This is a genomic window from Pseudomonas sp. DE0010, assembly GCF_007680745.1.
Classification (GTDB): domain Bacteria; phylum Pseudomonadota; class Gammaproteobacteria; order Pseudomonadales; family Pseudomonadaceae; genus Aquipseudomonas; species Aquipseudomonas parafulva_B.
Genome location: NZ_VEJQ01000007.1, coordinates 63,098 through 86,848, shown reverse-complemented (window position 1 = coordinate 86,848; position 23,751 = coordinate 63,098). Strand labels below are relative to the sequence as shown.

Genomic DNA, 23,751 nt, shown 5'->3' with positions numbered 1-23,751 from the left:
CCGGCGGCCCGATCAAGGGCAGCCTGGCGCCTTGCGCTGGTGCTCTTCGTCGTACTTTTCCAGGCCTTCCGGGCCTACGCGCTTGCTGATCACTGGCACGGTTTCGGCTTGCCATTCGGACTGATAGCACCCGCCCTTGGACGGTTGCGCCGGGTCGTCCTGGGCATCCGGGCTGCCGGCGCAGGCGCTCAGCAGCCCGGCCAGCAGCAATACAGGCAACTGCTTGGCCACCAGGCCACTCCTTTTGCCAGGCGCCGTGTTCATCAGGCTTTGGCCCGCTCTTCGAGCATGGCCACCGCTGGCAGGACTTTGCCTTCGACGAACTCGAGGAAGGCGCCGCCACCGGTAGAAATGTAGGAGATATCCTGGCTGACGCCATATTTGTCGATGGCCGCCAGGGTATCACCGCCACCGGCGATGGAGAACGCGGCGCTGTCGGCGATCGCCTTGGCCAGCACCTGGGTGCCATTGCCGAACTGATCGAACTCGAATACGCCGACCGGGCCATTCCACAAGATGGTCTTGGAGGACTTGAGCAAGTCGGCGAACTGGGCGGCGGTCTGCGGGCCGATGTCCAGGATCATGTCGTCGGCAGCGACATCGGCAATGGCCTTGACGGTGGCTTCGGCGTCTTCGGCAAAGGCCTTGGCAACCACCACATCGACAGGCAGCGGCACGCTGACCTTGGCGGCGATGGCCTTGGCCGTTTCGACCAGATCAGGCTCGTAAAGCGACTTACCGACCGGGTGCCCGGCAGCCGCCAGGAAGGTGTTGGCGATACCGCCACCGACGATCAGCTGATCGCATACCGAGCTCAGGCTGTTGAGCACGTCCAGCTTGGTGGAAACCTTGGAACCGGCAACGATGGCGGCCATTGGCTTGGCCGGGGCCTTCAGCGCCTTGCCCAAGGCATCCAGCTCAGCTGCCAGCAACGGGCCAGCCGCCGCGACCTTGGCGAACTTGGCAACGCCATGGGTAGAACCCTCGGCGCGGTGCGCCGTGCCGAAGGCGTCCATCACGAACACGTCGCACAATGCCGCGTACTGCTGGGCCAGCTCATCGGCGTTCTTCTTCTCGCCCTTGTTGAAGCGCACGTTCTCGAACAGCACCAGCTCGCCGGCCTTGACCTCGACGCCATTCAGGTAGTCACCCACCAGCGGCACGTCGCGGCCCAGGGCCTGGCTCAGGTACTGGGCAACCGGCTTGAGGCTGTTTTCGGCAGAGAATTCACCTTCGGTGGGGCGGCCAAGGTGCGAGCAGACCATCACCGCCGCGCCCTTTTCCAAGGCCAGCTTGATGGTCGGCAGCGCCGCCTGGATGCGCGCATCGCTGGTCACCACACCGTCCTTGACAGGCACGTTCAGGTCTTCGCGAATCAGTACGCGCTTACCTTGCAGGTCGAGGTCGGTCATCTTCAACACGGTCATGAATGCGGTCCTTCAGGGCTGTTTGTTGCGGTTTGGGTGGACGACGTGCAGAAAATGTCCGGCGACGTCGAGCATACGGTTTGCAAACCCCCATTCGTTGTCGAACCAGGCCAGCAGGTTGACCAGGCGCGGGCCTGATACACGGGTCTGGCTGGCATCGACGATGGCCGAATGCGGGTCGTGGTTGAAATCACAACTGGCGTGGGGCAGCTCGGTATAGGCCAGCAGGCCTTTGAGCGGCCCGGTCAGCGCGGCCTCGCGCAGCACCCTGTTGACCTCGGCTGCGGTGGTGTCGCGAGCGGTCTGCAAGGTGATGTCCAGGCACGAGACGTTGACCGTCGGCACGCGTACCGCTTTGGCCTGGATTCGCCCGGCAAGTTCCGGGAGCAGGCGCTCGATGCCGCGCGCAAGCCCGGTGGACACCGGAATCACTGACTGGAACGCCGAACGGGTACGGCGCAGGTCTTCATGGTGATAGGCGTCGATCACCGGCTGATCGTTCATGGCCGAGTGAATGGTGGTGATCTGTACGTAGTCGATGCCAAATGCCTGATCCAGCACACGCAGCAGCGGCACACCGCAGTTGGTGGTGCACGAAGCATTGGAGACCAGGCGCTCAGTGCCGGTCAGGCAGTCCTGGTTGATGCCGTAGACCACCGTGGCATCGACGTCGGCCTCGCTGGCCATGGGCTGGGAAAACAGCACCCGTGGCGCACCCGCCTCCAGAAAGCGCTGGCCATCGGCACGGGTGTTGTAGGCCCCGGAACACTCCAGGACCAGGTCAACGTCCAGGGCTGCCCAGTCGATGCCTTCGGGCGTGGCGCTGCGCATAACCTTTACGCAATCGCCATTGATATGCAGGCAATCGCCATCGACCTTGACCTCGCCGGGAAAGCGCCCATGGGTGGAGTCGAAGCGGGTGAGGTATTCCAGGCTGGCCTGGTCGGCCAGGTCGTTGAGTGCGACGATCTCGAAATCGGCCCTGCTGCCCCGCTCGAACAGCGCGCGCAGAACACAGCGGCCGATACGGCCATAACCGTTGAGTGCAACTTTATAGGGACGCAAGTGGGACATTCGTTGACTCGCTAAGCGTGATGGCTTCGAGGCCGCATGGCGGCCTATCGCGGCACAAGGCCGCTTCCACAGGTACCACGCCGTTGCTGGCAGGGTAGTACCTGTGGAAGCGGCCTCATGGCGCGATGGAGGGCGACGCCCTCCCCTCGCACGACCAGGAGGGCATCCTGCCCTCCCTGATACATCAGTCTTCCAGCAGATCTTCGGCAGTACCCAGGATGTTCTCCAAGGTGAAGCCGAATTCTTCGAACAGTGCCGAAGCCGGCGCCGACTCACCGTAGGTGGTCATGCCGATGACGCGGCCTTCGAGGCCGACGTACTTGTACCAGAAGTCGGCATGGGCCGCTTCAATGGCGATACGGGCGCTGACTTCCAACGGCAGCACCGACTGCTTGTAGGCAGCATCCTGGGCATCGAACACGCTGGTCGACGGCATGGACACCACGCGCACGTTGCGGCCCTGCTCGGTCAGCTTGTCGTAGGCCTGAACGGCCAGGCCCACTTCCGAGCCGGTGGCGATCAGGATCAGCTCAGGCTCGCCCGCGCAATCCTTGAGCACGTAGCCGCCACGGCTGATGGCAGCGAGCTGCTGCGCATCGCGAGCCTGGTGCTGCAGGTTCTGGCGCGAGAAGATCAGCGCCGATGGGCCATCCTTGCGCTCCAGGGCGTTCTTCCAGGCTACGGCCGACTCCACGGCATCTGCCGGGCGCCAGGTGTCCAGGTTCGGCGTGGTGCGCAGGCTGGTCAGCTGCTCGATCGGCTGGTGGGTCGGGCCGTCTTCGCCCAGGCCAATGGAGTCGTGGGTGTAGACGTGGATCACGCGCTGCTTCATCAACGCCGACATGCGCACGGCATTGCGGGCATATTCCATGAACATCAGGAAAGTCGCGCCGTAAGGCACCAGACCGCCGTGCAGTGCCACGCCGTTCATGATGGCGGTCATGCCGAATTCACGCACGCCGTAGAACACGTAGTTGCCGCTGGCGTCGCCGGCTTCCACACCCTTGCAGCCCTTCCACAGGGTCAGGTTGGAACCGGCCAGGTCCGCCGAGCCGCCAAGGAATTCAGGCAACATCGGGCCATAGGCGTTCAGGGCATTCTGGCTGGCCTTGCGGCTGGCGATGGTTTCGCCCTTGGCCGCCACTTCCTCGATGTAGGCCTGGGCCTTTTCGCTGAAATCGGCAGGCAGGTCACCGGCCATGCGGCGCTTGAACTCTGCGGCCAGCTCCGGGTGAGCCTGGGCGTAGGCGTCGAAACGCTGGTTCCACTCGGCTTCGGCCTTGGCACCGGCTTGCTTGGCGTCCCACTCGGCGTAGATGTCGGCAGGGATTTCGAACGGGCCGTGGTTCCAGCCCAATGCCTGACGGGTCAGGGCAATTTCGTCGTTGCCCAGCGGCGCGCCGTGGGACTCTTCCTTGCCCTGCTTGTTCGGCGAACCGAAACCGATGGTGGTCTTGCAGCAGATCAGGGTCGGACGGTCGCTCTTGCGGGCGGTCTCGATGGCCGTCTTGATCTCTTCGGCGTCGTGGCCGTTGACGTTGCGGATCACCTGCCAGTTGTAGGCTTCGAAACGCGCGGGGGTGTTGTCGGTGAACCAGCCATGCACTTCGCCGTCGATGGAAATGCCGTTGTCGTCGTAGAAGGCGACCAGCTTGTTCAGCCCCAGGGTGCCGGCCAGCGAGGCCACTTCGTGGGAGATGCCTTCCATCATGCAGCCATCGCCCAGGAACACGTAGGTGTTGTGGTCGACGATGGTGTGGCCGTCACGGTTGAACTGGGCCGCCATGACCTTTTCGGCCAGGGCGAAGCCCACGGCGTTGGCGATGCCTTGGCCGAGCGGGCCGGTGGTGGTTTCCACCCCGGGGGTGTAACCGTGCTCCGGGTGGCCAGGGGTACGGCTGTGCAGTTGACGGAAGCCCTTGAGGTCGTCGATCGACAGGTCGTAGCCAGTCAGGTGCAGCAGCGAGTAGATGAGCATCGAGCCGTGGCCGTTGGACAGCACGAAGCGGTCGCGATCGGGAAATGCCGGGTTGCTCGGGTTGTGCTTGAGGTAGTCGCGCCAAAGAACTTCGGCGATATCCGCCATGCCCATGGGGGCACCGGGGTGGCCGCTGTTGGCCTTTTGCACGGCATCCATGCTAAGGGCACGAATGGCGTTGGCACGTTCACGACGGCTGGGCATCGCTGATCTCCTGGGGGCTTGAATAGGTGGTATTACGAAAAAGGCGGCCATTTTCGCCCACTGGGGCGCTTGGGGCAAACATTTAAGCAGCAGGCGGCGTGCATTGGTCTGATCATCGGGCGCAATGGCAAGGCCGGGGCGAGGGTGACCGGGTAGCAGGCCTGCAATATCAAAACTTTTTGATATAGGCCTTGCTAGGGCAACGATGCCTGTCTAGACTCCCGCCCCATGAACCTTCGTGCGCAAGCGATCCCGGAACAACGCGAGGCACTGGCCGCCCTGTGCAAGGCCAGTGGCGACGAGTTGCGCCTGAATGTACTGCGCGCCCTGGCCAACGATTCCTTCGGCGTGCTGGAGCTGGCGCAGATCTTCGACATCGGCCAGTCGGGCATGAGCCACCACCTCAAGGTGCTGGCCCAGGCCGACCTGGTCGCCACCCGTCGGGAAGGCAACGCCATTTTCTATCGCCGTGCCCTGCCCGACAGCCTGCGCCTGGGCGGGCGCTTGCACGCCGCGTTGCTCGACGAGGTCGATGACCTGGCCTTGCCCACCGAGGTGCAGGGCCGCATCGCCCAGGTGCAGCAGCGCCGCGCGGCAACCAGCCAGGACTTCTTCCTGCGTGTGGAAGAACGCTTTCGCGCCCAGCAGGACCTGATCGCAGGCTTGCCGCAATACCGCGAGAGCCTGCTGGCGCTGCTCGACAAACTGCATTTCGACCCAAGCGCCAGCGCGCTTGAAGTCGGCCCCGGCGATGGCGGGTTCCTGCCGGACCTGGCTCGGCGCTTTGCCCAGGTCACGGCGCTGGACAACAGCCCGACCATGCTCGAACTCGCCCGCCAGGTCTGCCAGCGCGAAGGGCTGGACAATGTGAACCTGCAGTTGGCCGATGCACTGGGTGCAACGGATGTGGTCGCTGACTGCGTGGTGCTGAACATGGTCCTGCACCATTTCAGCGACCCGGCCCTGGCGTTGTGCCAGCTGGCCAAACGGGTGAAAGCAGGCGGCAGCCTGCTGATCACCGAGTTGTGCAGCCATGACCAGGGGTGGGCGCGGGAAGCCTGCGGCGACCTGTGGCTCGGCTTCGAACAGGACGACTTGGCCCGCTGGGCCAACGCGGCAGGTCTGTCCCACGGGGATAGCCTGTACGTAGGCCTGCGTAACGGTTTCCAGATCCAGGTCCGCCATTTCCAGCGGACGGCTGGCGACATACACCATCGGTAAATTTCAGGAACCTTCGAGATGAGCGAATACTCCCTTTTCACCTCCGAGTCCGTGTCCGAAGGGCATCCGGATAAAATCGCCGACCAGATTTCGGACGCCGTGCTGGACGCGATCATCGCCCAGGACAAGTACGCCCGCGTCGCCTGTGAAACGCTGGTCAAGACCGGCGTGGCGATCATTGCCGGCGAGGTGAGCACCTCGGCCTGGGTCGACCTCGAGGACCTGGTACGCAAAGTCATCATCGACATCGGCTACAACAGCTCGGACGTAGGCTTCGACGGTGCCACCTGCGCCGTGATGAACATCATCGGCAAGCAGTCGGTGGACATCGCCCAGGGCGTCGACCGTTCCAAGCCAGAAGACCAGGGCGCCGGTGACCAGGGTCTGATGTTCGGCTACGCCAGCAACGAGACCGAAGTGCTGATGCCAGCGCCGATCTGCTTCTCGCACCGCCTGGTCGAACGCCAGGCCGAAGCACGCAAGTCTGGCCTGCTGCCCTGGCTGCGCCCGGATGCCAAGTCGCAGGTCACCTGCCGCTACGAAGGTGGCAAGGTCGTGGGCATCGATGCGGTGGTCCTGTCCACCCAGCATAACCCTGAGGTATCGCAGAAAGACCTGCAGGAAGCGGTCATGGAACTGATCGTCAAGCACACGCTGCCTGCCGAGCTGCTGCACAAGGGTACCCAGTACCACATCAACCCGACAGGCAACTTCATCATCGGCGGCCCGGTGGGTGACTGCGGCCTGACCGGTCGCAAGATCATCGTCGACTCCTACGGCGGCATGGCCCGCCACGGTGGCGGCGCGTTCTCGGGCAAGGACCCGTCCAAGGTCGACCGCTCCGCCGCCTATGCCGGCCGCTACGTGGCCAAGAACATCGTCGCCGCCGGCCTGGCCGAGCGCTGCGAGATCCAGGTCTCGTACGCCATCGGCGTGGCCCAGCCGACTTCCATCTCGATCAACACCTTTGGCACCGGTAAAGTGTCGGACGAGAAGATCATCCAGCTGGTGCGCGAGTGCTTCGACCTGCGTCCATATGCCATCACCACCATGCTCGACCTGCTGCACCCGATGTACCAGGAAACCGCTGCCTACGGCCACTTCGGCCGCACCCCGCAGCAGAAAACCGTGGGTGACGACACCTTCACCACCTTCACCTGGGAACGCACCGACCGCGCTGAAGCGCTGCGTGACGCTGCCGGCCTGTAATTTCCTACAGCGGTGAGCGAAAGCCCCTGCCGAGCAATCGGCAGGGGTTTTTTTGTGACATATCGCCTGACAAACCGTCCGAGGCGAACACCGTGAAAAACCCATAGGCTCGGCACATTCTCAGCCACGCAAGGAAGCGGGCCATGCCAATCGTATTGCTGCTGATCATGGTGGTGTTCCACCTGCCGCCGACCTGGGCCAACGCTTGCCCGGATTGGACACCGTCGCGCTCACACGCTGAGATCGCCCAACTGAGCGCCACGCTCGCGCACTGGGACGAACGTTATCACCGTGACGGCGTGGCACTGGTGGCCGATGAGCTGTATGACCAGAGCCGCGATCACCTGGCCATGCTGCAACGCTGCGTTGGCCTTGCGACCCAGGCCTCGCCGCTGGCCAGCGCAGGTGGCCCAGTCGTCCATCCCGTGCCGCACACCGGCGTGCAGAAGCTGGCCGACTTCCAGCGTGTTGCCGGCTGGATGGCTGGCAAGACCGACCTGTGGGTACAGCCAAAGGTCGATGGCGTGGCTGTTTCACTGGTCTACCGCCAAGGCCGGCTGACCCAGTTGATCAGCCGAGGCGACGGGGTCCAGGGGCACGATTGGAGCCGCCACATCCCCCAACTCGAACGGATTGTCCGGCAACTGCCCCACCCGCTCGATCTGTCGCTTCAAGGCGAGCTCTACTTGCGCCTTGAGGACCACATACAGGCAAGCGCAGGGAGTATCAATGCCCGTGGCACGGTCGCCGGCCTGCTTGCTCGCCACCACATCGACGAGGAGCAAGGCGCGCGCATCGGTCTGTTCGTGTGGGATTGGCCCAAGGGGCCTGAGCAGCAAACCGAGCGCCTGTCGCAGCTGGTCCAGTTAGGTTTTGCGGACAGTCAGCGCTACAGCGTTGCGATCAATACCCCCGAAGAAGCTGCGCGGTGGCGGGACCACTGGTTCAGCACGCCGCTACCCTTCGCCAGCGACGGGGTGATCCTGCGCCAGGGCAAACGCCCGCCCGCCCAACGCTGGCAGGCCAAGGCGCCGTACTGGATCGCAGCCTGGAAATACCCCTACGCACGAAAGTTGGCGCAGGTGCGCGACGTGCGCTTCCAGGTCGGCCGTACCGGCAAGGTTACCCCCATCGTTCACCTCGAGCCGGTCACCCTCGATGACCGACGCGTGACCCGTGTCAGCCTGGGTTCGCTGTCACGCTGGCAGGCATTGGACGTTCGGCCAGGCGACCAGATAGCCATTAGCCTGGCGGGGCTGACCATCCCCCGTTTCGACCAGATTGTGCATTACTCGGTCGAGCGCCAGCCAGTCACCGCACCTGCAGTCGACCAATACCATGCCCATAGCTGCTGGCGTGCTGGAGAAAGCTGCAATGAGCAGTTCATCGCCCGCCTCAGCTGGCTGGCCGGCAAACAGGGCCTGGTCCTGCCTGGGATGGGCCCAGGGACCTGGCGGCGCCTGGTCGAGGCAGGCCTGGTATCGACGATGACCGACTGGCTGGAGCTCGATGAGGGGCGCCTGCAACAGGTGCCAGGCATCAGCACCCTGAGGGCAGCCCAATTGCTAGCCGCCTTCGAGCAGGCCCGTTCGCGCCCATTTTCCCAATGGGTTCGCAGTATTGGAGCACCCATTGGCAAAGGTGTGCTGCTGCCCGGTGACTGGCCGACAGTGGTTGCCCAGACACGCGCGCAGTGGCAAGCCCAGCCTGGCATCGGCTCGAAACGGGCGGACGAACTTGCGCGATTCTTCGCCAGCGCAGAGGTGCAAGCCATTGCAGCCCATCTGGCCGGGCAGGCTGTAGACGGGTTCTCGGAGCAGCCGCTCAGGCCTGAGCAATGATTATTTACCAAAAAACCTGTAGGAAAAGCCGGAGATTTACCGGCCCAGCTTTATCAAGGGTTTCTAAATGGCCAAAACCAAGGCAGGATTTCCATCCAGAATTTTTCTCGTTGCCCTGCCCCGTCCAGGAGGCTTTTCATGAAACGCTTTTCCCCCCTTTTTCTGCTCGCGGCCTTGGGCCTGGGCGCAGGCACTGCACAAGCAGCCGCGCCCGATGCCGGCCTGACAGGTTGCGACGCCAAGCGCAGCGCGATCGAGAACCAGCTCAAAATCGCCCGTGAGCATGGCAATGCCGCTCAGGCTGCCGGGCTGGAAGAAGCCTTGCGTGGCGTGGCCAACTGCACCGACGCCAGCCTGCGCAAGGAGCGTGAGCAGAAGGTACTCGATGCGCGCCATGAGGTGGCCCAGCGAGAGAAGGACCTGAAAAAGGCCGAGAAGAAAGGCGATGCCGAAAAGATCAACAAGCGCAAGGACAAGCTCGCCGAGTCCCGCAAGGAACTGCAGGACGCGGTAGACGACCTTGACCGCTGAGGCCAGCGCCTGAGGCGGCGCACGGGCCAGCCGCCGCCCGCCTCGTCATTCAATGGTTACGAAATTCGCTATGGCACGCCCGGCATGCGCTTTCGACCTTGTCCATGGGCGCCTTCAATTGCGCAGCGTCCAGCGATGGCTGGCGCGTCGCTTGTACGAGCTCGCCAGTGGCTGCCTCCAATTGCCGGGCCAGTTCCTGAAAGCGCGCCTGCCGTTGCCACACCTCAGGGCGGGCTGCGCTGGTGTCGCCTTCACGCACCTGCGTAAAGTGCTGCCAGGGTTGGTGAGACAGCGTATCCAGTGTCTGCGCCCCTTGGGCGAAGCGGCCGGCGTCGAACGGCAGTCGACCACGCAACATGCCGCCCAGGTCCTCGCTTGTCGTGAGCATGTCCTTGAAGATGGCCTTGCGCTTACCCAGCGGCGAGTCGGGGTCAACGCCCCCGCACCCCGTCAGGCCACTGCCCAAGGTCAATGCTGCAAGCACCACAACGCCCAACCGCTTAAACATCTCGCCTACCCATGCCTGGAAAAAAGGGCCGGCCAGTATCGCTGGCAAAAGGCGAAAGACCAATAGCCACATAAAAAACAGGGGTGAACCGCGTGTTCGTCCATGACAGGAATACAACGATGAAACATGCCTTGCGCCACCTGGCCTGGACATTCCCGCTAATGGCGTTGCTGGCCGGCTGCGACAATGACCAGACGACAAAGCCCGAGCCCCACGCCATCGCGACCTACGCGCCTGTTGCCTGGAAAGACCTGCCAACGGTCAGCGACGAAGACATGCTCGCCGGTTTCTATGCCTGGCGCAGCGGCTGCGAAAAGCTCAAGCGCGACCCGGTCTGGGCAGCCACCTGTGAAGCCGCCGGGAGCCAGCCGGCAAGCGCTGCACAGGTGCGCACCTTTCTCGAGCAGAACCTTGAGGTCTACGGCCTGCGTTCGGCTGACAACAGTGCCGACGGCTTGATCACCGGCTATTACGAGCCTGTCTACCCCGGCAGCTTGACCCCATCTGCCACCTATCATGTGGCGGTCTACGGCCCTCCCGAAGACATGATCACGGTGGACCTGGCCAGCGTGTACCCGGAACTCAAGGGCAAGCGCCTGCGCGGTCGCCTCGAAGGACGCGTGCTCAAGCCCTACGACACCGCAGAGGTGATCAACCGCAACGGCGCCAAGGCACCGGTACTGGCCTGGCTGACCGACCCGATGGACTTGCAGTTCCTGCAAATCCAGGGCTCTGGCCGCGTTCAACTGGAGGGCGCGCGCCAGTTGCGCCTGGGTTACGCCGACCAGAACGGTCATCCGTATCGTCCCATTGGCCGCTGGTTGGTCGAGCAAGGGCAGCTGAAAAAAGAAGACGTGAGCATGGGCGCCATTCATGCGTGGGCCCAGGCCAACCCTTCACGGGTGCCTGAATTGCTGGCCAGCAACCCCAGCTACGTGTTCTTCAGCCCACGCCCCGACAGCAACGAGGGGCCACGTGGCTCGCTCAATGTTCCGCTGACGGCGGGCTACAGTGTGGCCATTGACCGCAAGGTCATCCCGCTTGGCAGCCTGCTGTGGCTATCGACCACACGCCCGGACGGCAGCCCCGTCGTGCGCCCGGTCGCGGCCCAGGACACCGGAGGCGCCATTGCAGGCGAGGTGCGCGCCGACCTGTTCTGGGGGACCGGCCAGGCAGCCGGAGACCTTGCAGGGAACATGAAGCAGCAGGGCCAGATCTGGATGCTGTGGCCCAAGGGCCAACCGCTGCCTGAGGTGCCCAAGGTCCCGTGACCGGGGCCTTGGCATCGGGCGATGGGATCAGGCCGAGACCACGAAGAACGCCACGATGATCGCAAGGCCGGCGAACCAGACCAGCGAGCGCAGTGCCGCCCAGTCGGCGAGGTAGCAGATGATGTAAAGCAGCCGGCTGGTGATGTACATCACCCCCAGCACATCCTGGGTCACCTGTTCGGCATTGCCGACGATGTCTGCCACCAGCACGGCGGCGGCGAATGCCGGAAAGGCTTCGTACCCGTTCTGCTGGGCTGAGTGCGCGCGGCGCGGCAGCCCGGACAGGGTATCGAGGAAGGCGCGCGGGTCATGGTTGTGCTTCAAGCCGAACCGGCCGCTCGCCAGCTTGGCGATCAGCGCACAAAGCGGCGGCAGGATCATCGCGATCAGGATGCACCACAGGGCAACGGTCATGGACAGGGTTCCTCGTTCGTCAGTCGGTCAGAGCTTCATTACCAGCATACCTGCCAGTACCAGCCCGCAAGCTAGGAGTCTTGGCCCGCCGAAAGGTTCTTTGAGGTAGCGCATCCCCAGCAACACCACCAGGATCACGCTCAGCTCGCGCAGCGCCGCTGCCTCGGCCACCGACCCCAGGTGCATCGCCCAGAGCACCAGGGCATAACTGAACAGCACGCACAGCCCAACGGCCAGGCCCAGCCGCCACTGGGTTTTCCAGAACAGCACGAACGGGGCCCGGCGCGCCACCACGGCCAGCGCGGGGAATTGCCAGGCGCTGAGCAACGTCAGCCACACCAGGTAGTCCCAGGGCTTGCCCCATTGGCGCACGGCCTGACCGTCGAACCAGGTATAGCACCCGATGCACAGCCCGATCAGGGCCACTACCGGCAACATCGACCAGGGCAGCCGGTCTCCGCCACCGCCCTGCCACAACAGGCAGGCCATGCCACAGGGAATCAGCAGAATGCCGATGATTTGTTGCTGGCTCAGAGGTTCTCCGGCGAACACCAGGGTTAGCGCCAGCACGACCAGGGGCGACAGCCCACGCATCAGCGGATAGACCAGGCCCAAATCGCCCACGCGGTAAGCCTTGATCAGCAGCCAGCGATACAGCTGCTCGGCAAACGCCGAAGCCAGCAACCAGGGCCAGATACCGGCAGGCGGGATGTCCACGAAGGCCACCGCAGGCACCACCAGCGCCAGGGCCACCGTGTCCATGCTCGCAATGACCAGCAGGCGCTCGCCGCTGAATTTGATCAAGGTGTTCCAGGTGGCATGGAGCAAGGCAGCGATCAGCACCAGAGACGTGGCCAACACGCGGTGGGTCCTCAATGGGTTACCGGACGCAGACTATAAGCCCTGGCCAGGTGAACGCGTCAATTACAAGGCGGCCTTGCATCCCTGTGATGCAGCCCGCCCAACGCCTTCAGCTGGGCTCGAACGGGAACGTTTACGGCAAATTCGGTCAAACCCTGTGCCCCGAACCCCTCGTCAGGTCATCAAAGAGCTGCCCGAGTCAGTCGGGTGACGACTTGGAAGCCACTGTTACAGGAATCGGGATGCTTGAATTAGTTGCCGCGTTTATCTGCCTCACCACCCTTCTCACCTATGTGAACTATCGATTCATCGGCCTGCCGCCTGCGATCGGCGTGATGGTCACGGCCTTGCTGTTCTCGCTCATGCTGCAGGCATTGAGCCTGATCGGCTTTCCGGGCCTGGAAGCCCGCGTCGAAGCATTGATGAACCAGATCGACTTCAATGACCTGCTGATGCACTGGATGCTGGCGTTCCTGCTGTTCGCCGGTGCCTTGCACGTGAACTTGTCCGACCTACGCAGCTACCGCTGGCCCATCGGCCTGCTGGCCACCGTGGGCGTGCTGATCGCCACCGTGGTCATCGGCTACCTGTCGCACTGGGTGTTCGCGATGTTCGGCTGGCAGGTGCCGCTGATCTACTGCCTGCTGTTCGGCGCGCTTATCTCCCCGACCGACCCGATTGCAGTGTTGGGCGCCCTGCGTACGGCCAACGCTCCAAAACCCCTGAAGACCACCATCGTCGGCGAGTCTCTGTTCAACGACGGTACTGCCGTTGTGGTCTTCACCGTGTTGCTGGGCATCATCGAGCTCGGTGAAACCCCGAGCATCGCCGACACCGCGCTGCTGTTCGCTCGCGAAGCCATCGGCGGCGTGCTGTTCGGCGGTGTGATCGGCTACGCCACCTACCGCATGATCAAGAGCGTGGAGCAGTACCAGGTCGAGGTCATGCTGACCCTGGCACTGGTGATCGGTGGCTCGGCGATGTGCTACGAGCTGCACGTCTCGGCCCCCATCGCGATGGTGGTGGCGGGCCTGATCATCGGCAACCTGGGCCGCAACCTGGCGATGAACGACATGACCCGTCGCTACATGGACGGTTTCTGGGAGTTGATCGACGACATGCTCAACGCGCTGCTGTTCGCGTTGATCGGCCTCGAACTGCTGTTGCTGCCGTTCAACTGGCTGCACATGGCCGCCGGCAGTGTACTGGCGCTGGCCGTGCTGCTGTCGCGCCTGCTGACCGTGGCGCCGGCCATCGTGTTGCTGCGGCGTTGGCGTGCGGTGCCCAAGGGCACGGTGCGGGTGCTGACCTGGGGTGGCCTGCGGGGTGGGGTATCGGTAGCCCTGGCGCTGTCGTTGCCATTGGGTGAAGAGCGTGACCTGCTGCTGTCGATCACCTACATCGTGGTGCTGTCCTCGATCCTGGTCCAGGGCCTGAGCATCGGCAAGGTGGTGCGCAGGGTCAGCGCACAACCCTGAAAGAAGCGGGGCTGCACCCTGCAGCCCCAGACCGTCACTCCACGGCAGAGTCGGGGAACTGGTCCTGCACGTACTTGATCTCGGTACGCCCGTGCGGTGCAGGCAGGCCGTCCTCGCCCAGGTTCACGAAGACCATGCGTTCGACGGTCAGGATGCTCTTGCGCGTGATCTTGTTGCGCACTTCGCAGCGCAGCGTGATCGAGGTGCGGCCGAACTCGGTGGCCGTTATGCCCAGCTCGATGATGTCGCCTTTGCGCGAGGCACTGACGAAGTTGATTTCCGACATGTACTTGGTCACCACGCGCTGGTTGCCCAGCTGCACGATGGCATAGATGGCCGCTTCCTCGTCGATCCAGCGCAGCAGGCTGCCACCGAACAGCGTGCCGTTGGGGTTGAGGTCTTCGGGTTTAACCCACTTGCGGGTATGGAAGTTCATCGGGACTCCTGAGCATCCTGGCTTGCGTAAAACGATGATGGCAGAGCGGCCAGCGTCACTCCACCCAACATCGACTATCGTCTCGATTAATCGACAGAAAACCTTGGGGATGGTGCCGCACCCGGCTATAATCGTGGCCGTTTTACATGGCCGTCCACAGCGGCGCCATGCCCGCCACCTGTCCGAGGGGCGCTGCAGCAGGCTCGACCTGTCAGGCTCGGATGGGGCGTTGTCCGCTCCCGCGGACGCTCAACGCACAACGGCGCCCATTCGCACACTACGAATGGAGGCTCTGATGAGCGCTGCAAACATGCCTGCTGGTTTTACCGATTTCAAAGTTGCCGACATCTCCCTGGCCGCCTGGGGCCGTCGCGAAACCATCATCGCCGAATCGGAAATGCCTGCGCTGATGGGCCTGCGCCGCAAGTACCAGGCCGAGCAACCGCTCAAGGGTGCCAAGATCCTGGGCTGCATCCACATGACCATCCAGACTGCCGTGCTGATCGAAACCCTGGTCGCCCTGGGGGCTGAAGTGCGCTGGTCGTCGTGCAACATCTTTTCCACCCAGGACCAGGCCGCCGCCTCCATCGCAGCCGCCGGTATCCCGGTCTTCGCCTGGAAGGGTGAAACCGAGCAGGAATACGAATGGTGCCTGGAACAGACCATCCTCAAGGACGGCCAGCCCTGGGATGCCAACATGGTCCTGGATGACGGTGGCGACCTGACCGAGCTGCTGCACAAGAAGTACCCACAGGTGCTCGAGCGCGTCCACGGCGTGACCGAAGAAACCACCACCGGCGTGCACCGCCTGCTGGACATGCTGGCCAAGGGCGAGCTGAAGGTTCCGGCCATCAACGTCAACGACTCGGTCACCAAGAGCAAGAACGACAACAAGTACGGCTGCCGTCACAGCCTGAACGATGCCATCAAGCGCGGCACCGACCACCTGCTGTCGGGCAAGCAGGCCCTGGTGATCGGCTACGGTGACGTGGGCAAGGGCTCGGCTCAGTCGCTGCGTCAGGAAGGCATGATCGTCAAGGTCACCGAAGTCGACCCCATCTGCGCGATGCAGGCCTGCATGGACGGTTTCGAAGTGGTATCGCCCTTCCTCGATGGCCTGAACGATGGCACCGAGGCCAGTGTCGACAAGGCGCTGCTGGGCAAGATCGACCTGATCGTCACCACCACCGGTAACGTCAACGTCTGCGACGCCAACATGCTCAAGGCCCTGAAAAAGCGTGCCGTGGTCTGCAACATCGGCCACTTCGACAACGAAATCGACACCGCTTTCATGCGCAAGAACTGGGCATGGGAAGAGGTCAAGCCGCAGGTGCACAAGATTCACCGCACTGGTGCTGGCAGCTTCGATCCTCAGAACGACGACTACCTGATCCTGCTGGCCGAAGGCCGCCTGGTCAACCTGGGCAATGCCACTGGCCACCCAAGCCGCATCATGGACGGCTCCTTCGCCAACCAGGTCCTGGCACAGATCTTCCTGTTCGAGCAGAAGTACGCCGACCTGTCGGCCGAGAAGAAAGCCGAGCGCCTGACGGTCGAAGTACTGCCCAAGAAGCTCGACGAAGAAGTAGCCCTGGAAATGGTCCGCGGTTTTGGCGGCGTGGTTACCCAGTTGACCAAGCAGCAGGCCGACTACATCGGCGTAACCGTTGAAGGCCCGTTCAAGCCAGACGCTTACCGTTACTGATTGGCACGCTTCAAGCGCCAGGCAGTGCCAGACCGTGGCATTGCCGCTTGGAGTACACGCCTGAAAGAAACGTGAACGATGCCAGGCCAGGTCGGCCATCACCGACCTGGCTTCTACTTGCAGCTTGCAGCTTTGGGCTTGCTGTTAGAGGAACGAGTGATGTCACAGGAACGCCGCTACAGTTTCGAGTTCTTCCCGACCAAAACCGACGCAGGTCATGAAAAGCTGATGGGCGTGGCGCGCCAGTTGGCCGCCTGCAATCCTGATTTCTTCTCCTGCACCTATGGCGCCGGGGGTTCCACCCGCGACCGCACGCTCAACACCGTGTTGCAGCTGGAGAGCCAGGTGCAGGTGCCGGCTGCGCCCCACCTCTCGTGCGTGGGCGATACCAAGGCCGAGTTGCGCGCGCTGCTGGCCGAGTACAAGCAAGTCGGCATCAAGCGCATCGTCGCACTGCGCGGTGACCTGCCTTCGGGCATGGGCATGGCCAGTGGCGAGCTGCGTTATGCCAGCGACCTGGTCGAGTTCATCCGTCAGGAAACGGGTGACCACTTCCACCTCGAAGTCGCCGCCTACCCCGAGATGCACCCGCAGGCACGCAACTTCGAGGCCGACCTGGCCAATTTCGCGCACAAGGCCAAGGCCGGTGCCGACAGCGCCATCACCCAGTACTTCTTCAACGCCGACAGCTACTTCTACTTCGTCGAGCGGGCCCAGAAGCTGGGCGTGGACATTCCAGTGGTGCCCGGCATCATGCCGATCACCAACTACAGCAAGCTGGCGCGTTTTTCCGACGCCTGCGGCGCCGAAATCCCACGCTGGATTCGCAAACAGCTCGAAGCCTATGCGGACGATACGGCCAGCATCCAGGCCTTCGGGGAAGAAGTCATCACCCGCATGTGCGAGGAGCTGCTGCAAGGCGGCGCACCGAGCCTGCACTTCTACACCTTGAACCAGGCAGAACCGAGCATGGCGATCTGGAACAACCTCCAGTCCTCTCGTTGAAGCCTGATGGACCACGTGCTGGTTTCTGACCGGCGCCTGGTTCATTCGCACGTGTCGCAGGCCCCACCTGCGGCGCCCTGCTCCGCCCAATCCGGCACTGGTCTTGACCTGGCCGAGCGCGTAATCTCCGGGCATGCCAATCTCCGCCCGTCTGATCTGGATCCTGCTGCTCTTTTGCCTCAGCCCGTTCGCGCTGGGCGAGCGCTTGCGCCTGGTAAGCGATGACTGGGCACCCTATGTCTACGAGCAAAACGGTCAGCCGCGAGGCATCGACTACGAGGTCACGACCGAGGTGCTGCGTCGCCTGGGGTACGAGGTCCAATGGCAATTCATGCCCTTCAAACGTTGCCTGGCGATGATCGAGCAAGGGCAGGCCGACGGCATCATGGATGTCTTCCAGGTCGAGTCCCGGCATCCTTATTTGCTGTATGTCCCAGAACCTATGTCCACGGCCGAGTTGATCCTGTTCCAGACCAAGTCACGCCGGCATGAGGTATCGAGCCTGGATGAGCTGGCCGGCCTGACCGTCGGCACCTCGCCAGGCTACAACTACAGTGCGGCTTTCAATAACGCTGAGTTCTTCAAGCGCGAAGCGGCGCCGACCCATGAAGCGAACTTCGGCAAGCTGGCGCTGGGGCGCATAGACCTAGCGATCACCGACCGCAGGGTCGGCCTGCATGTCATCCGGCTCATGGGCCTGGAGCAACAGATCGAGGCCTTGCCGCTTGTCGTCAGTCGTCAGCTCCAATACCTGGGCCTGGCCCGCAAGCCCGGGCGCGAGGCACTGGCCCAGGCCTTTGCCGAGGAACTGCGGCGCTTCAAGCAGGAACCGGCCTATGGGGCCATCATGGACCATTACACACACGACCCTGAGGCCGTTGCGAACGCCGTTGAGCAGCAGGAAAGCAGCACAGCGCGCTAGCTCTGTTATACTCGGGCCTTCCCGCCCGGCTCACGCCCGGACGCTCGGCCTCGCAACAGGCATCCCGATCGGCATCGACGCACTCAGGCGTCAGCCCTCCGTTTCCCGGATGTGCAGTGAACGCCCAGCTGGACCGGACGCGATCGCATCTTGCCGATGCCCGTCGCGCCAGGCAGAACATCCCTACGGGCCCAGCCCACACGAGAACAGGATTGCCCATGTCCTTTGCTTCCCTCGGTCTCTCCGAGGCTCTTGTCCGCGCCATTGAAGCCGCGGGCTATACCCAGCCGACCCCCGTGCAACAGCGGGCAATTCCCGCCGTGTTGCAAGGCCGCGACCTGATGGTCGCCGCACAAACCGGTACCGGTAAGACCGGCGGCTTCGCCCTGCCGATTCTCGAACGTCTGTTCCCGGCCGGTCATCCTGACAAATCCCAGCGCCATGGCCCACGCCAGCCACGCGTCCTGGTACTGACCCCGACCCGCGAACTCGCGGCCCAGGTGCACGACAGCTTCAAGCTGTATGCCCGCGACCTGCCGCTGGTCAGTGCGTGCGTCTTCGGCGGCGTCGGCATGAACCCGCAGGTGCAGGCCATCGCCAAGGGCGTCGACGTCCTGGTTGCCTGCCCTGGCCGCCTGCTCGATCTGGCCGGTCAAGGCAAGGTCGACCTGGCCCATGTAGAAATTCTGGTCCTGGATGAAGCTGACCGCATGCTCGACATGGGCTTCATCCACGACGTCAAGAAAGTGCTGGCCCGCCTGCCGGCCAAACGCCAGAACCTGCTGTTCTCGGCCACGTTCTCCAAGGACATCACCGACCTTGCCGACAAGCTCCTGCACAACCCGGAGCGCATCGAGGTCACCCCGCCCAACACCACCGTCGAGCGCATCGAGCAGCGTGTCTACCGCCTGCCGGCCAGCCACAAGCGTGCTCTGCTGGCGCACCTGATCACCCTGGGTGCGTGGGAACAGGTGCTGGTCTTCACCCGCACCAAGCACGGCGCCAACCGCCTGGCCGAGTACCTGGAAAAGCACGGCCTGACTGCCGCCGCCATCCACGGCAACAAGAGCCAGAACGCGCGCACCAAGGCCCTGGCTGATTTCAAGGCCAACAACATTCGCGTTCTGGTCGCCACCGACATCGCCGCTCGCGGCCTGGACATCGACCAACTGCCCCACGTCGTCAACTTCGAGCTGCCTAACGTCGAAGAAGACTATGTACACCGCATTGGCCGTACTGGTCGCGCCGGTCGCTCGGGCGAGGCCATCTCCCTGGTGGCACCTGACGAGGAAAAACTGCTCAAGAGCATCGAGCGCGTGACCCGTCAGAAAATCGCGGACGGCGACCTGATGGGCTTCGATGCCAGCCAGGTCGAGGCCGAGAAGCCCGAAGTACGCGAACGCCAGCAAACCAATGGCCGTGGCGGTCGTGGTCAGCAGGCCCGTGGCGAGGGCGGCAAAGACGCCAACGGTGGCCGCAAGGACAAGGGCAAGGACAAGGGCAGGACCCGCCAGCAGGCTGCGGACAAACCCGCTGACAAGGAAAAGGCCGGCGACAGGCAGCAACAGCCGCGCAAGCCACGCGACAAAAAGCCTCGCCAGCAACAGGCCAGTAACGCCACCCCTCCGGTCATGCAGCCCAACCGCGACCCGGAAGAGTTTCTGGATGACGATGTGGACAACTTCGGTAACCGTGCCGACTACGTAAGCCCCTACCAGAATGGCAAGGGCCAGGGCCGCAACCGTCGCCCAGCCGGTAATGGAGGTCAACCGCAAGGGGGTACGCCGCGTACCAATGCCGGTGGTCAAGGCCGCAACAACGGTCAACCCCGTACTGGCGGTGGCGAGAAACGCCCGCCTCGCGCCAACAATGGCGGCGCTGCCCGCCGTGACGGCGGCGCACGTGGTGGTCGTCCACCGCGTGACGCCGCTGCCCGCCAGGAGCCGGCCGTAGGTAACACGCGCCAGCCCCAGCATCAGCCTGTGATCATCCGCAAGGAATCCAAGCTGGACCGCTATCCGACCCCCGAGCAACTGGACGATCTGCCAAGCCGTCCGCGCGGCGAACGCCCAGCACTGCTGACCCGCAAGGGGTCGTAAACGAAAACGGGGCCGCTAGCGGCCCCGTTTTTCATTCGGCTGGCGTTTATTACTTCTGCTTCACGCCTTCGACGCTGATGTCCAGATCCAGCGTCTGCGAGGTTGGGCCTGGGCCTTTGATACCGAAGTCGTTCAGGTTCAAGGTGGTGGTGGCGTTGAAGCCAGCGCGCTCACCGCCCCACGGGTCCTTGCCTTCACCGTTGAAGGTGGCCTTGAACGTCACCGGCTTGGTCACGCCGTGCAGGGTCAGGTCACCGGTCACGTCAGCGGTCTTGTCACCCGTGGACTTGACGCTGGTGGATACGAACTTGGCATCCGGGTACTTCTTCACGTCCAGGAAGTCGGCGCTGGCAATGTGCTTGTCACGCTCGGCGTGGTTCGACCACAGGCTGGCGGTTTTCAGGTCGACGCTGATCTTGCTGGCTTCAGGCTTGGCACTGTCCCAAGTGAAGTTACCGTCGAAGTCCTTGAACGTACCGTGAATGAAGCTGTAGCCCAGGTGGCTGATCTTCCAGTCCACGAAAGCGTGCTGGCCTTCCTTGTCGATCTTGTACTCGGCTGCCATGGCCTGGCCAGCGGAGAACAGAGCAGTACCGAGCGCCAGAGCGGCAAAAGTCTTTTTCAACATCGTTACTTCCTTCCTTTGCGATTGAGGTTGAGCGTCAAGCTTTGCGGCCCAGCATGCGCATGAGGGTCGCGTCACGGTCGATGAAATGGTGCTTGAGTGCGGCCAGCGCGTGCAACCCCGCAAAAACCACCACACCCCACGCCAGCCACAGGTGAATGACGCCGGCCAGGTCCGCCTGGTCTGGCAGATTGCTGACCAGGGCGGGCACCTCGAACAAGCCAAACACCGGGATACCTACGCCGTCGGCGGTGGATATCAGGTAACCGGCGATCATTACGGCGAACAATCCCAGGTACAGCGCCAGATGCCCCAGCTTGGCCCCCAAGCGTGTGAGCGGGCCATAACTGGCCAGTGCCGGCGGTGGGGGGCTCACAAAGCGCCACAGCACGCGCAACAGCATCACCGCCAGCAGCACCAGACCGATGCTTTTATGCAGGTCCGGGCCGGCCTTGCGCCATGGGTCATAGTAGTCGAGCCCGACCATCCACAACCCGAGGCCGAAAAGGCTGAAGACGGTCAGCGCCACGCCCCAGTGCATGAAGATGCTGACAGCGCCGTAGCGTGAAGATGAATTGCGCACTTGCATGTTGGCGTTCTTCCCCGTGAAAGCTATGCAAAGACTAGCGTCAAACGTATCGAATAAAAGCGGAAAAAATTGCTTTGGATTATCGACAAATCCGATAGCAAGTTTCGCTACGGCCTATTAAGGAAACGTTAACGCCGATAACGGGCAGCGAGTGCTTCGATCAACGCGCATGACACAGGGCTCAGTCAAGTGGCTGAGCCCTTCTGACAGGCCTGCCGCGCAGTGCCCGACAGACCTGCAGTATCAGCTCGCCTTGGCTTGGCTATCGGTTGCAGGCTTTTTGGCTGGCGCCGGCTTGGTAGCAGCTTTTTTGCTGTCGGCAGGCTTGTGCGCTGGCTTGTGCACCGGTTTGGCCGCTGGCTTGTGGGCTGGCGCCTGCTTGACCGGGGCAGCCTTGGTGGTTGCCGCCTTCGTGGGCGCTGCCTTGACGACGGGCGCCGGGCTGGCCGGTGCCTGTGCCGGGGCTTGCGCCGCCGGTTGCGCTGCGGGTGGCGCCACAGGGGCTACTTCAGCTGCCTTGGCCGCCGGTTGAGGCGCTGGCGCCGGCGTTTCCTTGGCACCGAACAGGCGAGCAAAGAAGCCTGGCTTTTTTTGGCCCGTCGCATCGGCCGATTGGGTCTCAGGCTTGGCCGGCGCTTGGTCGACTGCCTTGTCCTTGTCGGACGCGCCGCCGCCGAACAGGTTGGTGAAGAAATTGCCCTTGCTCTTGGCCGCTGCCGCGCCTGCAGCGGCAGTCGCTGCCGCTGGCACGGCCTTGACCGGGTCGAACGACTTGCCGGCCAGCAGGTCCTGCACTTGGCCGGCAGCCCGTTGACCGCTGCGCAGTGCGCCTTCAAGCGTGCCTGGGTACAAGGCATCGGTGTGCTCACCGGCAAAGGCGATGCGTTGTACCGGGCGCTCCCAGAGGCGCCAGTACTTGCTGATCTGGCCAGGTCCATAGGCCAGGTAGGCACCCCCAGTGCCGGCATCGGCGCTGTAGCGCTTGACCTCATAACCGGTGAAAGCGCCACGGGCCTGAGGGTAGAAGGTATGCAGGCGAATGAGCACCTGGTCGACCATCTGCTTGTCACCAAAGGCCTGCAGCAGGCGGGCGTTGTCGCCGGAAAGGTTGATCACCACGTTGGCACCGCCCTTGAGGGCCGGTTCGATCCACAACATGCCAAGGCCCGTATTGCTGAAGATCTCACCCGACATGCGCGCCCGGCTTTCCCAGACCGGTTTCTTGAACTTGAGCATCACCTGGTCGCGCCAACCGTAGTTGGTGCCCTTGAGCGCCGCCACATGCTGGTTATCCAGGCCAGGCGTCATCTGGATCTTGGCCAGTGCACGCAGGGGCACGGCCATCACCACGTAATCGGCGCGGTAACCCACGCTGCCGACTTTCACGGTAACGCCGTCCTTGTCCTGAACGATTGCACTCACCGGCGAGCCGGTCTTGATGGTCTTCAGTTGCTTGACGAACGCCTGCGCCAGCACCGGGCTGCCGCCGGGCAGCCGCGCTGCACGCAGGTCACGGTCGCTCACGTCACGGTAGACGCGGTTCTGCTGGGCGAAATACAGCAGCGACAGGCGCGACGGCTCGTCGTAGCGGCTGCGGATCTGCTGGTTGACCAACTGACGGGCCGTGGCAGGTAACTGCAACTTGTCCAGCCAGGAGGACACGTTGATCTGGTCCAGGGCGAACAGGGTGCTGGTCGCCTGGGGGTTGAGCGGATCGTCGATCGAACGGGCCAGGTCGTCCAGGGTTTTCTCGTAGCGCTTGAGGGCTTCGGCCGTGGCCGGCTGCTTGAGGGCCAGGTCTGCGGCACTGAAGTACTCGCCATCGATCAGGTACCCAGGGGTGCGCACGAATTCGGGCGCCGGCAGCGTGTCGAGCTTGAAGCGATCAACGTACTGGTTGAGCACCGGCTGCGCCTTGGTATTGCCGATCCATTCGCTGGTGGCCAGGCCCGAGCGGCCGCCCATGCCTGCCTTGGCTTCGAGCAGGGCCACCTGCCAGCCCTTGTTCTGCAGCTCGTAGGCTGCGGTCAGGCCCGCCATGCCGCCGCCCACGACGATTGCCGTGGGCGTCTTGTCACTCGCCAGCGCGGCACCGCTGGAAACACCAATCAATACCAACGCGCACAGGCGCACCCAAGCAGCAGCCATGTTGGCGAACTCCGAGTCAAAGGTTGCAGAAAAACAGAGAGAGGCGGGATGCCCCGAGAGAGGCGCTAGAATACGTCACCGCTGCCAGGGCTGCCAGCGTAGTGACATCAAGTGGTCTGGCTAAATGACATTTTCTGGCGGGTTGTTCTCACCCGTGCCATTGCTTAGGCTTACGCCCCCACGCCGCCAAGCCAGGAGAAGTGCT

The 23,751-nt window shown here is 63.3% G+C and carries 21 protein-coding genes and 1 riboswitch; of the genes, 10 read left to right on the top strand and 11 right to left on the bottom strand.

Annotation, left to right across the window (positions count from 1 at the left end; translation table 11 throughout):
• Window positions 1–12: 12 nt before the first annotated feature.
• The 4 genes from FS767_RS07685 to tkt form a co-directional block, all read right to left on the bottom strand.
• A complete protein-coding gene (locus FS767_RS07685) occupies window positions 13–264 on the bottom strand; it encodes a hypothetical protein (RefSeq protein ID WP_144964753.1) in 252 nt (83 codons plus the stop codon).
• The gene (locus FS767_RS07680) at window positions 264–1,427 is read right to left on the bottom strand and encodes a phosphoglycerate kinase (protein ID WP_144964752.1); all 1,164 of its coding nucleotides are present in this window, start codon (window positions 1,425–1,427) and stop codon (window positions 264–266) included. Before FS767_RS07680 ends, FS767_RS07685 begins: the two co-directional genes overlap by 1 nt.
• Before the next feature lie 12 nt (window positions 1,428–1,439).
• Window positions 1,440–2,501 carry an erythrose-4-phosphate dehydrogenase gene (gene epd, locus FS767_RS07675; RefSeq protein ID WP_058604038.1) on the bottom strand — a complete coding sequence of 354 codons (1,062 nt, stop codon included), beginning with the start codon at window positions 2,499–2,501 and terminating at the stop codon, window positions 1,440–1,442.
• A 184-nt stretch (window positions 2,502–2,685) separates the two neighbouring features.
• Complete coding sequence (gene tkt, locus FS767_RS07670; protein ID WP_144964751.1) at window positions 2,686–4,683, bottom strand: transketolase; 1,998 nt, start codon at window positions 4,681–4,683, stop codon at window positions 2,686–2,688.
• A gap of 228 nt (window positions 4,684–4,911) precedes the next feature.
• On the opposite strand from tkt, the gene FS767_RS07665 reads away from it, so the two are divergent.
• The 4 genes from FS767_RS07665 (at window position 4,912) to FS767_RS07650 (ending at window position 9,485) form a co-directional block, all read left to right on the top strand.
• On the top strand, window positions 4,912–5,904 hold the full coding sequence (locus FS767_RS07665; protein ID WP_144964750.1) for a metalloregulator ArsR/SmtB family transcription factor: 993 nt from the start codon (window positions 4,912–4,914) through the stop codon (window positions 5,902–5,904).
• Window positions 5,905–5,922: 18 nt separating this feature from the next.
• Entirely contained in the window at window positions 5,923–7,113 is a 1,191-nt protein-coding gene (metK, locus tag FS767_RS07660) for a methionine adenosyltransferase (protein WP_023532964.1), read from the top strand.
• A gap of 143 nt (window positions 7,114–7,256) precedes the next feature.
• Window positions 7,257–8,954: an NAD-dependent DNA ligase LigB gene (gene ligB / locus FS767_RS07655; RefSeq protein WP_144964749.1), complete on the top strand. Its 1,698-nt coding sequence runs from the start codon at window positions 7,257–7,259 to the stop codon at window positions 8,952–8,954.
• Window positions 8,955–9,092: 138 nt separating this feature from the next.
• Entirely contained in the window at window positions 9,093–9,485 is a 393-nt protein-coding gene (locus FS767_RS07650) for a DUF1090 domain-containing protein (RefSeq protein WP_100850659.1), read from the top strand.
• Between the two features lie 49 nt (window positions 9,486–9,534).
• Here FS767_RS07650 and FS767_RS07645 read toward each other — a convergent pair whose 3' ends face one another.
• Window positions 9,535–9,993 carry a cytochrome c gene (locus FS767_RS07645; RefSeq protein ID WP_144964748.1) on the bottom strand — a complete coding sequence of 153 codons (459 nt, stop codon included), beginning with the start codon at window positions 9,991–9,993 and terminating at the stop codon, window positions 9,535–9,537.
• A 119-nt stretch (window positions 9,994–10,112) separates the two neighbouring features.
• Here FS767_RS07645 and FS767_RS07640 point away from each other — a divergent pair, with 119 nt between their 5' ends.
• A complete protein-coding gene (locus tag FS767_RS07640; protein ID WP_144964747.1) occupies window positions 10,113–11,264 on the top strand; it encodes a murein transglycosylase A in 1,152 nt (383 codons plus the stop codon).
• A gap of 27 nt (window positions 11,265–11,291) precedes the next feature.
• Here the strand turns inward: FS767_RS07640 and FS767_RS07635 are convergent, their stop codons facing one another.
• Window positions 11,292–11,678, bottom strand: a complete 387-nt coding sequence (locus FS767_RS07635; RefSeq protein ID WP_100850657.1) for an MAPEG family protein — start codon at window positions 11,676–11,678, stop codon at window positions 11,292–11,294.
• A 27-nt stretch (window positions 11,679–11,705) separates the two neighbouring features.
• Window positions 11,706–12,539 carry a DMT family transporter gene (locus tag FS767_RS07630; RefSeq protein WP_144964746.1) on the bottom strand — a complete coding sequence of 278 codons (834 nt, stop codon included), beginning with the start codon at window positions 12,537–12,539 and terminating at the stop codon, window positions 11,706–11,708.
• A gap of 242 nt (window positions 12,540–12,781) precedes the next feature.
• Here FS767_RS07630 and FS767_RS07625 point away from each other — a divergent pair, with 242 nt between their 5' ends.
• Complete coding sequence (locus FS767_RS07625; protein ID WP_144964745.1) at window positions 12,782–14,017, top strand: sodium:proton antiporter; 1,236 nt, start codon at window positions 12,782–12,784, stop codon at window positions 14,015–14,017.
• Window positions 14,018–14,051: 34 nt separating this feature from the next.
• Here FS767_RS07625 and FS767_RS07620 read toward each other — a convergent pair whose 3' ends face one another.
• Window positions 14,052–14,453 carry an acyl-CoA thioesterase gene (locus FS767_RS07620; RefSeq protein WP_023533000.1) on the bottom strand — a complete coding sequence of 134 codons (402 nt, stop codon included), beginning with the start codon at window positions 14,451–14,453 and terminating at the stop codon, window positions 14,052–14,054.
• A gap of 178 nt (window positions 14,454–14,631) precedes the next feature.
• Window positions 14,632–14,728, top strand: a riboswitch (S-adenosyl-L-homocysteine riboswitch).
• A 20-nt stretch (window positions 14,729–14,748) separates the two neighbouring features.
• Between FS767_RS07620 and ahcY the strand changes: the two genes are divergently transcribed.
• The 4 genes from ahcY to FS767_RS07600 all read left to right on the top strand — a co-directional run bounded on the left by ahcY (window position 14,749) and on the right by FS767_RS07600 (window position 20,184).
• Window positions 14,749–16,158 (top strand): adenosylhomocysteinase, encoded by a 1,410-nt coding sequence (gene ahcY, locus FS767_RS07615; protein ID WP_027914022.1) that lies wholly within the window; start codon window positions 14,749–14,751, stop codon window positions 16,156–16,158.
• A 159-nt stretch (window positions 16,159–16,317) separates the two neighbouring features.
• Entirely contained in the window at window positions 16,318–17,163 is an 846-nt protein-coding gene (gene metF, locus FS767_RS07610) for a methylenetetrahydrofolate reductase [NAD(P)H] (protein WP_144964744.1), read from the top strand.
• A gap of 133 nt (window positions 17,164–17,296) precedes the next feature.
• Window positions 17,297–18,085: an ABC transporter substrate-binding protein gene (locus tag FS767_RS07605; RefSeq protein ID WP_144964743.1), complete on the top strand. Its 789-nt coding sequence runs from the start codon at window positions 17,297–17,299 to the stop codon at window positions 18,083–18,085.
• A 218-nt stretch (window positions 18,086–18,303) separates the two neighbouring features.
• Complete coding sequence (locus FS767_RS07600; RefSeq protein WP_144964742.1) at window positions 18,304–20,184, top strand: DEAD/DEAH box helicase; 1,881 nt, start codon at window positions 18,304–18,306, stop codon at window positions 20,182–20,184.
• Window positions 20,185–20,233: 49 nt separating this feature from the next.
• On the opposite strand, the gene FS767_RS07595 is transcribed toward FS767_RS07600, so the two are convergent.
• The 3 genes from FS767_RS07595 to FS767_RS07585 all read right to left on the bottom strand — a co-directional run bounded on the left by FS767_RS07595 (window position 20,234) and on the right by FS767_RS07585 (window position 23,546).
• Window positions 20,234–20,812: a YceI family protein gene (locus tag FS767_RS07595; protein ID WP_058604050.1), complete on the bottom strand. Its 579-nt coding sequence runs from the start codon at window positions 20,810–20,812 to the stop codon at window positions 20,234–20,236.
• A 34-nt stretch (window positions 20,813–20,846) separates the two neighbouring features.
• Window positions 20,847–21,398 carry a cytochrome b gene (locus FS767_RS07590; protein ID WP_058638878.1) on the bottom strand — a complete coding sequence of 184 codons (552 nt, stop codon included), beginning with the start codon at window positions 21,396–21,398 and terminating at the stop codon, window positions 20,847–20,849.
• A gap of 243 nt (window positions 21,399–21,641) precedes the next feature.
• The gene (locus FS767_RS07585; protein WP_144964741.1) at window positions 21,642–23,546 is read right to left on the bottom strand and encodes an FAD-dependent oxidoreductase; all 1,905 of its coding nucleotides are present in this window, start codon (window positions 23,544–23,546) and stop codon (window positions 21,642–21,644) included.
• Window positions 23,547–23,751 lie beyond the last annotated feature (205 nt).

Bases quoted from the DNA above. Each gene is read 5' to 3' on its own strand.
- FS767_RS07685 (WP_144964753.1), bottom strand. From the start codon at position 264: ATGAACACGGCGCCTGGCAAAAGGAGTGGCCTGGTGGCCAAGCAGTTG.
- FS767_RS07680 (WP_144964752.1), bottom strand. From the start codon at position 1,427: ATGACCGTGTTGAAGATGACCGACCTCGACCTGCAAGGTAAGCGCGTA.
- epd (WP_058604038.1), bottom strand. From the start codon at position 2,501: ATGTCCCACTTGCGTCCCTATAAAGTTGCACTCAACGGTTATGGCCGT.
- tkt (WP_144964751.1), bottom strand. From the start codon at position 4,683: ATGCCCAGCCGTCGTGAACGTGCCAACGCCATTCGTGCCCTTAGCATG.
- FS767_RS07665 (WP_144964750.1), top strand. From the start codon at position 4,912: ATGAACCTTCGTGCGCAAGCGATCCCGGAACAACGCGAGGCACTGGCC.
- metK (WP_023532964.1), top strand. From the start codon at position 5,923: ATGAGCGAATACTCCCTTTTCACCTCCGAGTCCGTGTCCGAAGGGCAT.
- ligB (WP_144964749.1), top strand. From the start codon at position 7,257: ATGCCAATCGTATTGCTGCTGATCATGGTGGTGTTCCACCTGCCGCCG.
- FS767_RS07650 (WP_100850659.1), top strand. From the start codon at position 9,093: ATGAAACGCTTTTCCCCCCTTTTTCTGCTCGCGGCCTTGGGCCTGGGC.
- FS767_RS07645 (WP_144964748.1), bottom strand. From the start codon at position 9,993: ATGTTTAAGCGGTTGGGCGTTGTGGTGCTTGCAGCATTGACCTTGGGC.
- FS767_RS07640 (WP_144964747.1), top strand. From the start codon at position 10,113: ATGAAACATGCCTTGCGCCACCTGGCCTGGACATTCCCGCTAATGGCG.
- FS767_RS07635 (WP_100850657.1), bottom strand. From the start codon at position 11,678: ATGACCGTTGCCCTGTGGTGCATCCTGATCGCGATGATCCTGCCGCCG.
- FS767_RS07625 (WP_144964745.1), top strand. From the start codon at position 12,782: ATGCTTGAATTAGTTGCCGCGTTTATCTGCCTCACCACCCTTCTCACC.
- FS767_RS07620 (WP_023533000.1), bottom strand. From the start codon at position 14,453: ATGAACTTCCATACCCGCAAGTGGGTTAAACCCGAAGACCTCAACCCC.
- ahcY (WP_027914022.1), top strand. From the start codon at position 14,749: ATGAGCGCTGCAAACATGCCTGCTGGTTTTACCGATTTCAAAGTTGCC.
- metF (WP_144964744.1), top strand. From the start codon at position 16,318: ATGTCACAGGAACGCCGCTACAGTTTCGAGTTCTTCCCGACCAAAACC.
- FS767_RS07605 (WP_144964743.1), top strand. From the start codon at position 17,297: ATGCCAATCTCCGCCCGTCTGATCTGGATCCTGCTGCTCTTTTGCCTC.
- FS767_RS07600 (WP_144964742.1), top strand. From the start codon at position 18,304: ATGTCCTTTGCTTCCCTCGGTCTCTCCGAGGCTCTTGTCCGCGCCATT.
- FS767_RS07595 (WP_058604050.1), bottom strand. From the start codon at position 20,812: ATGTTGAAAAAGACTTTTGCCGCTCTGGCGCTCGGTACTGCTCTGTTC.
- FS767_RS07590 (WP_058638878.1), bottom strand. From the start codon at position 21,398: ATGCAAGTGCGCAATTCATCTTCACGCTACGGCGCTGTCAGCATCTTC.
- FS767_RS07585 (WP_144964741.1), bottom strand. From the start codon at position 23,546: ATGGCTGCTGCTTGGGTGCGCCTGTGCGCGTTGGTATTGATTGGTGTT.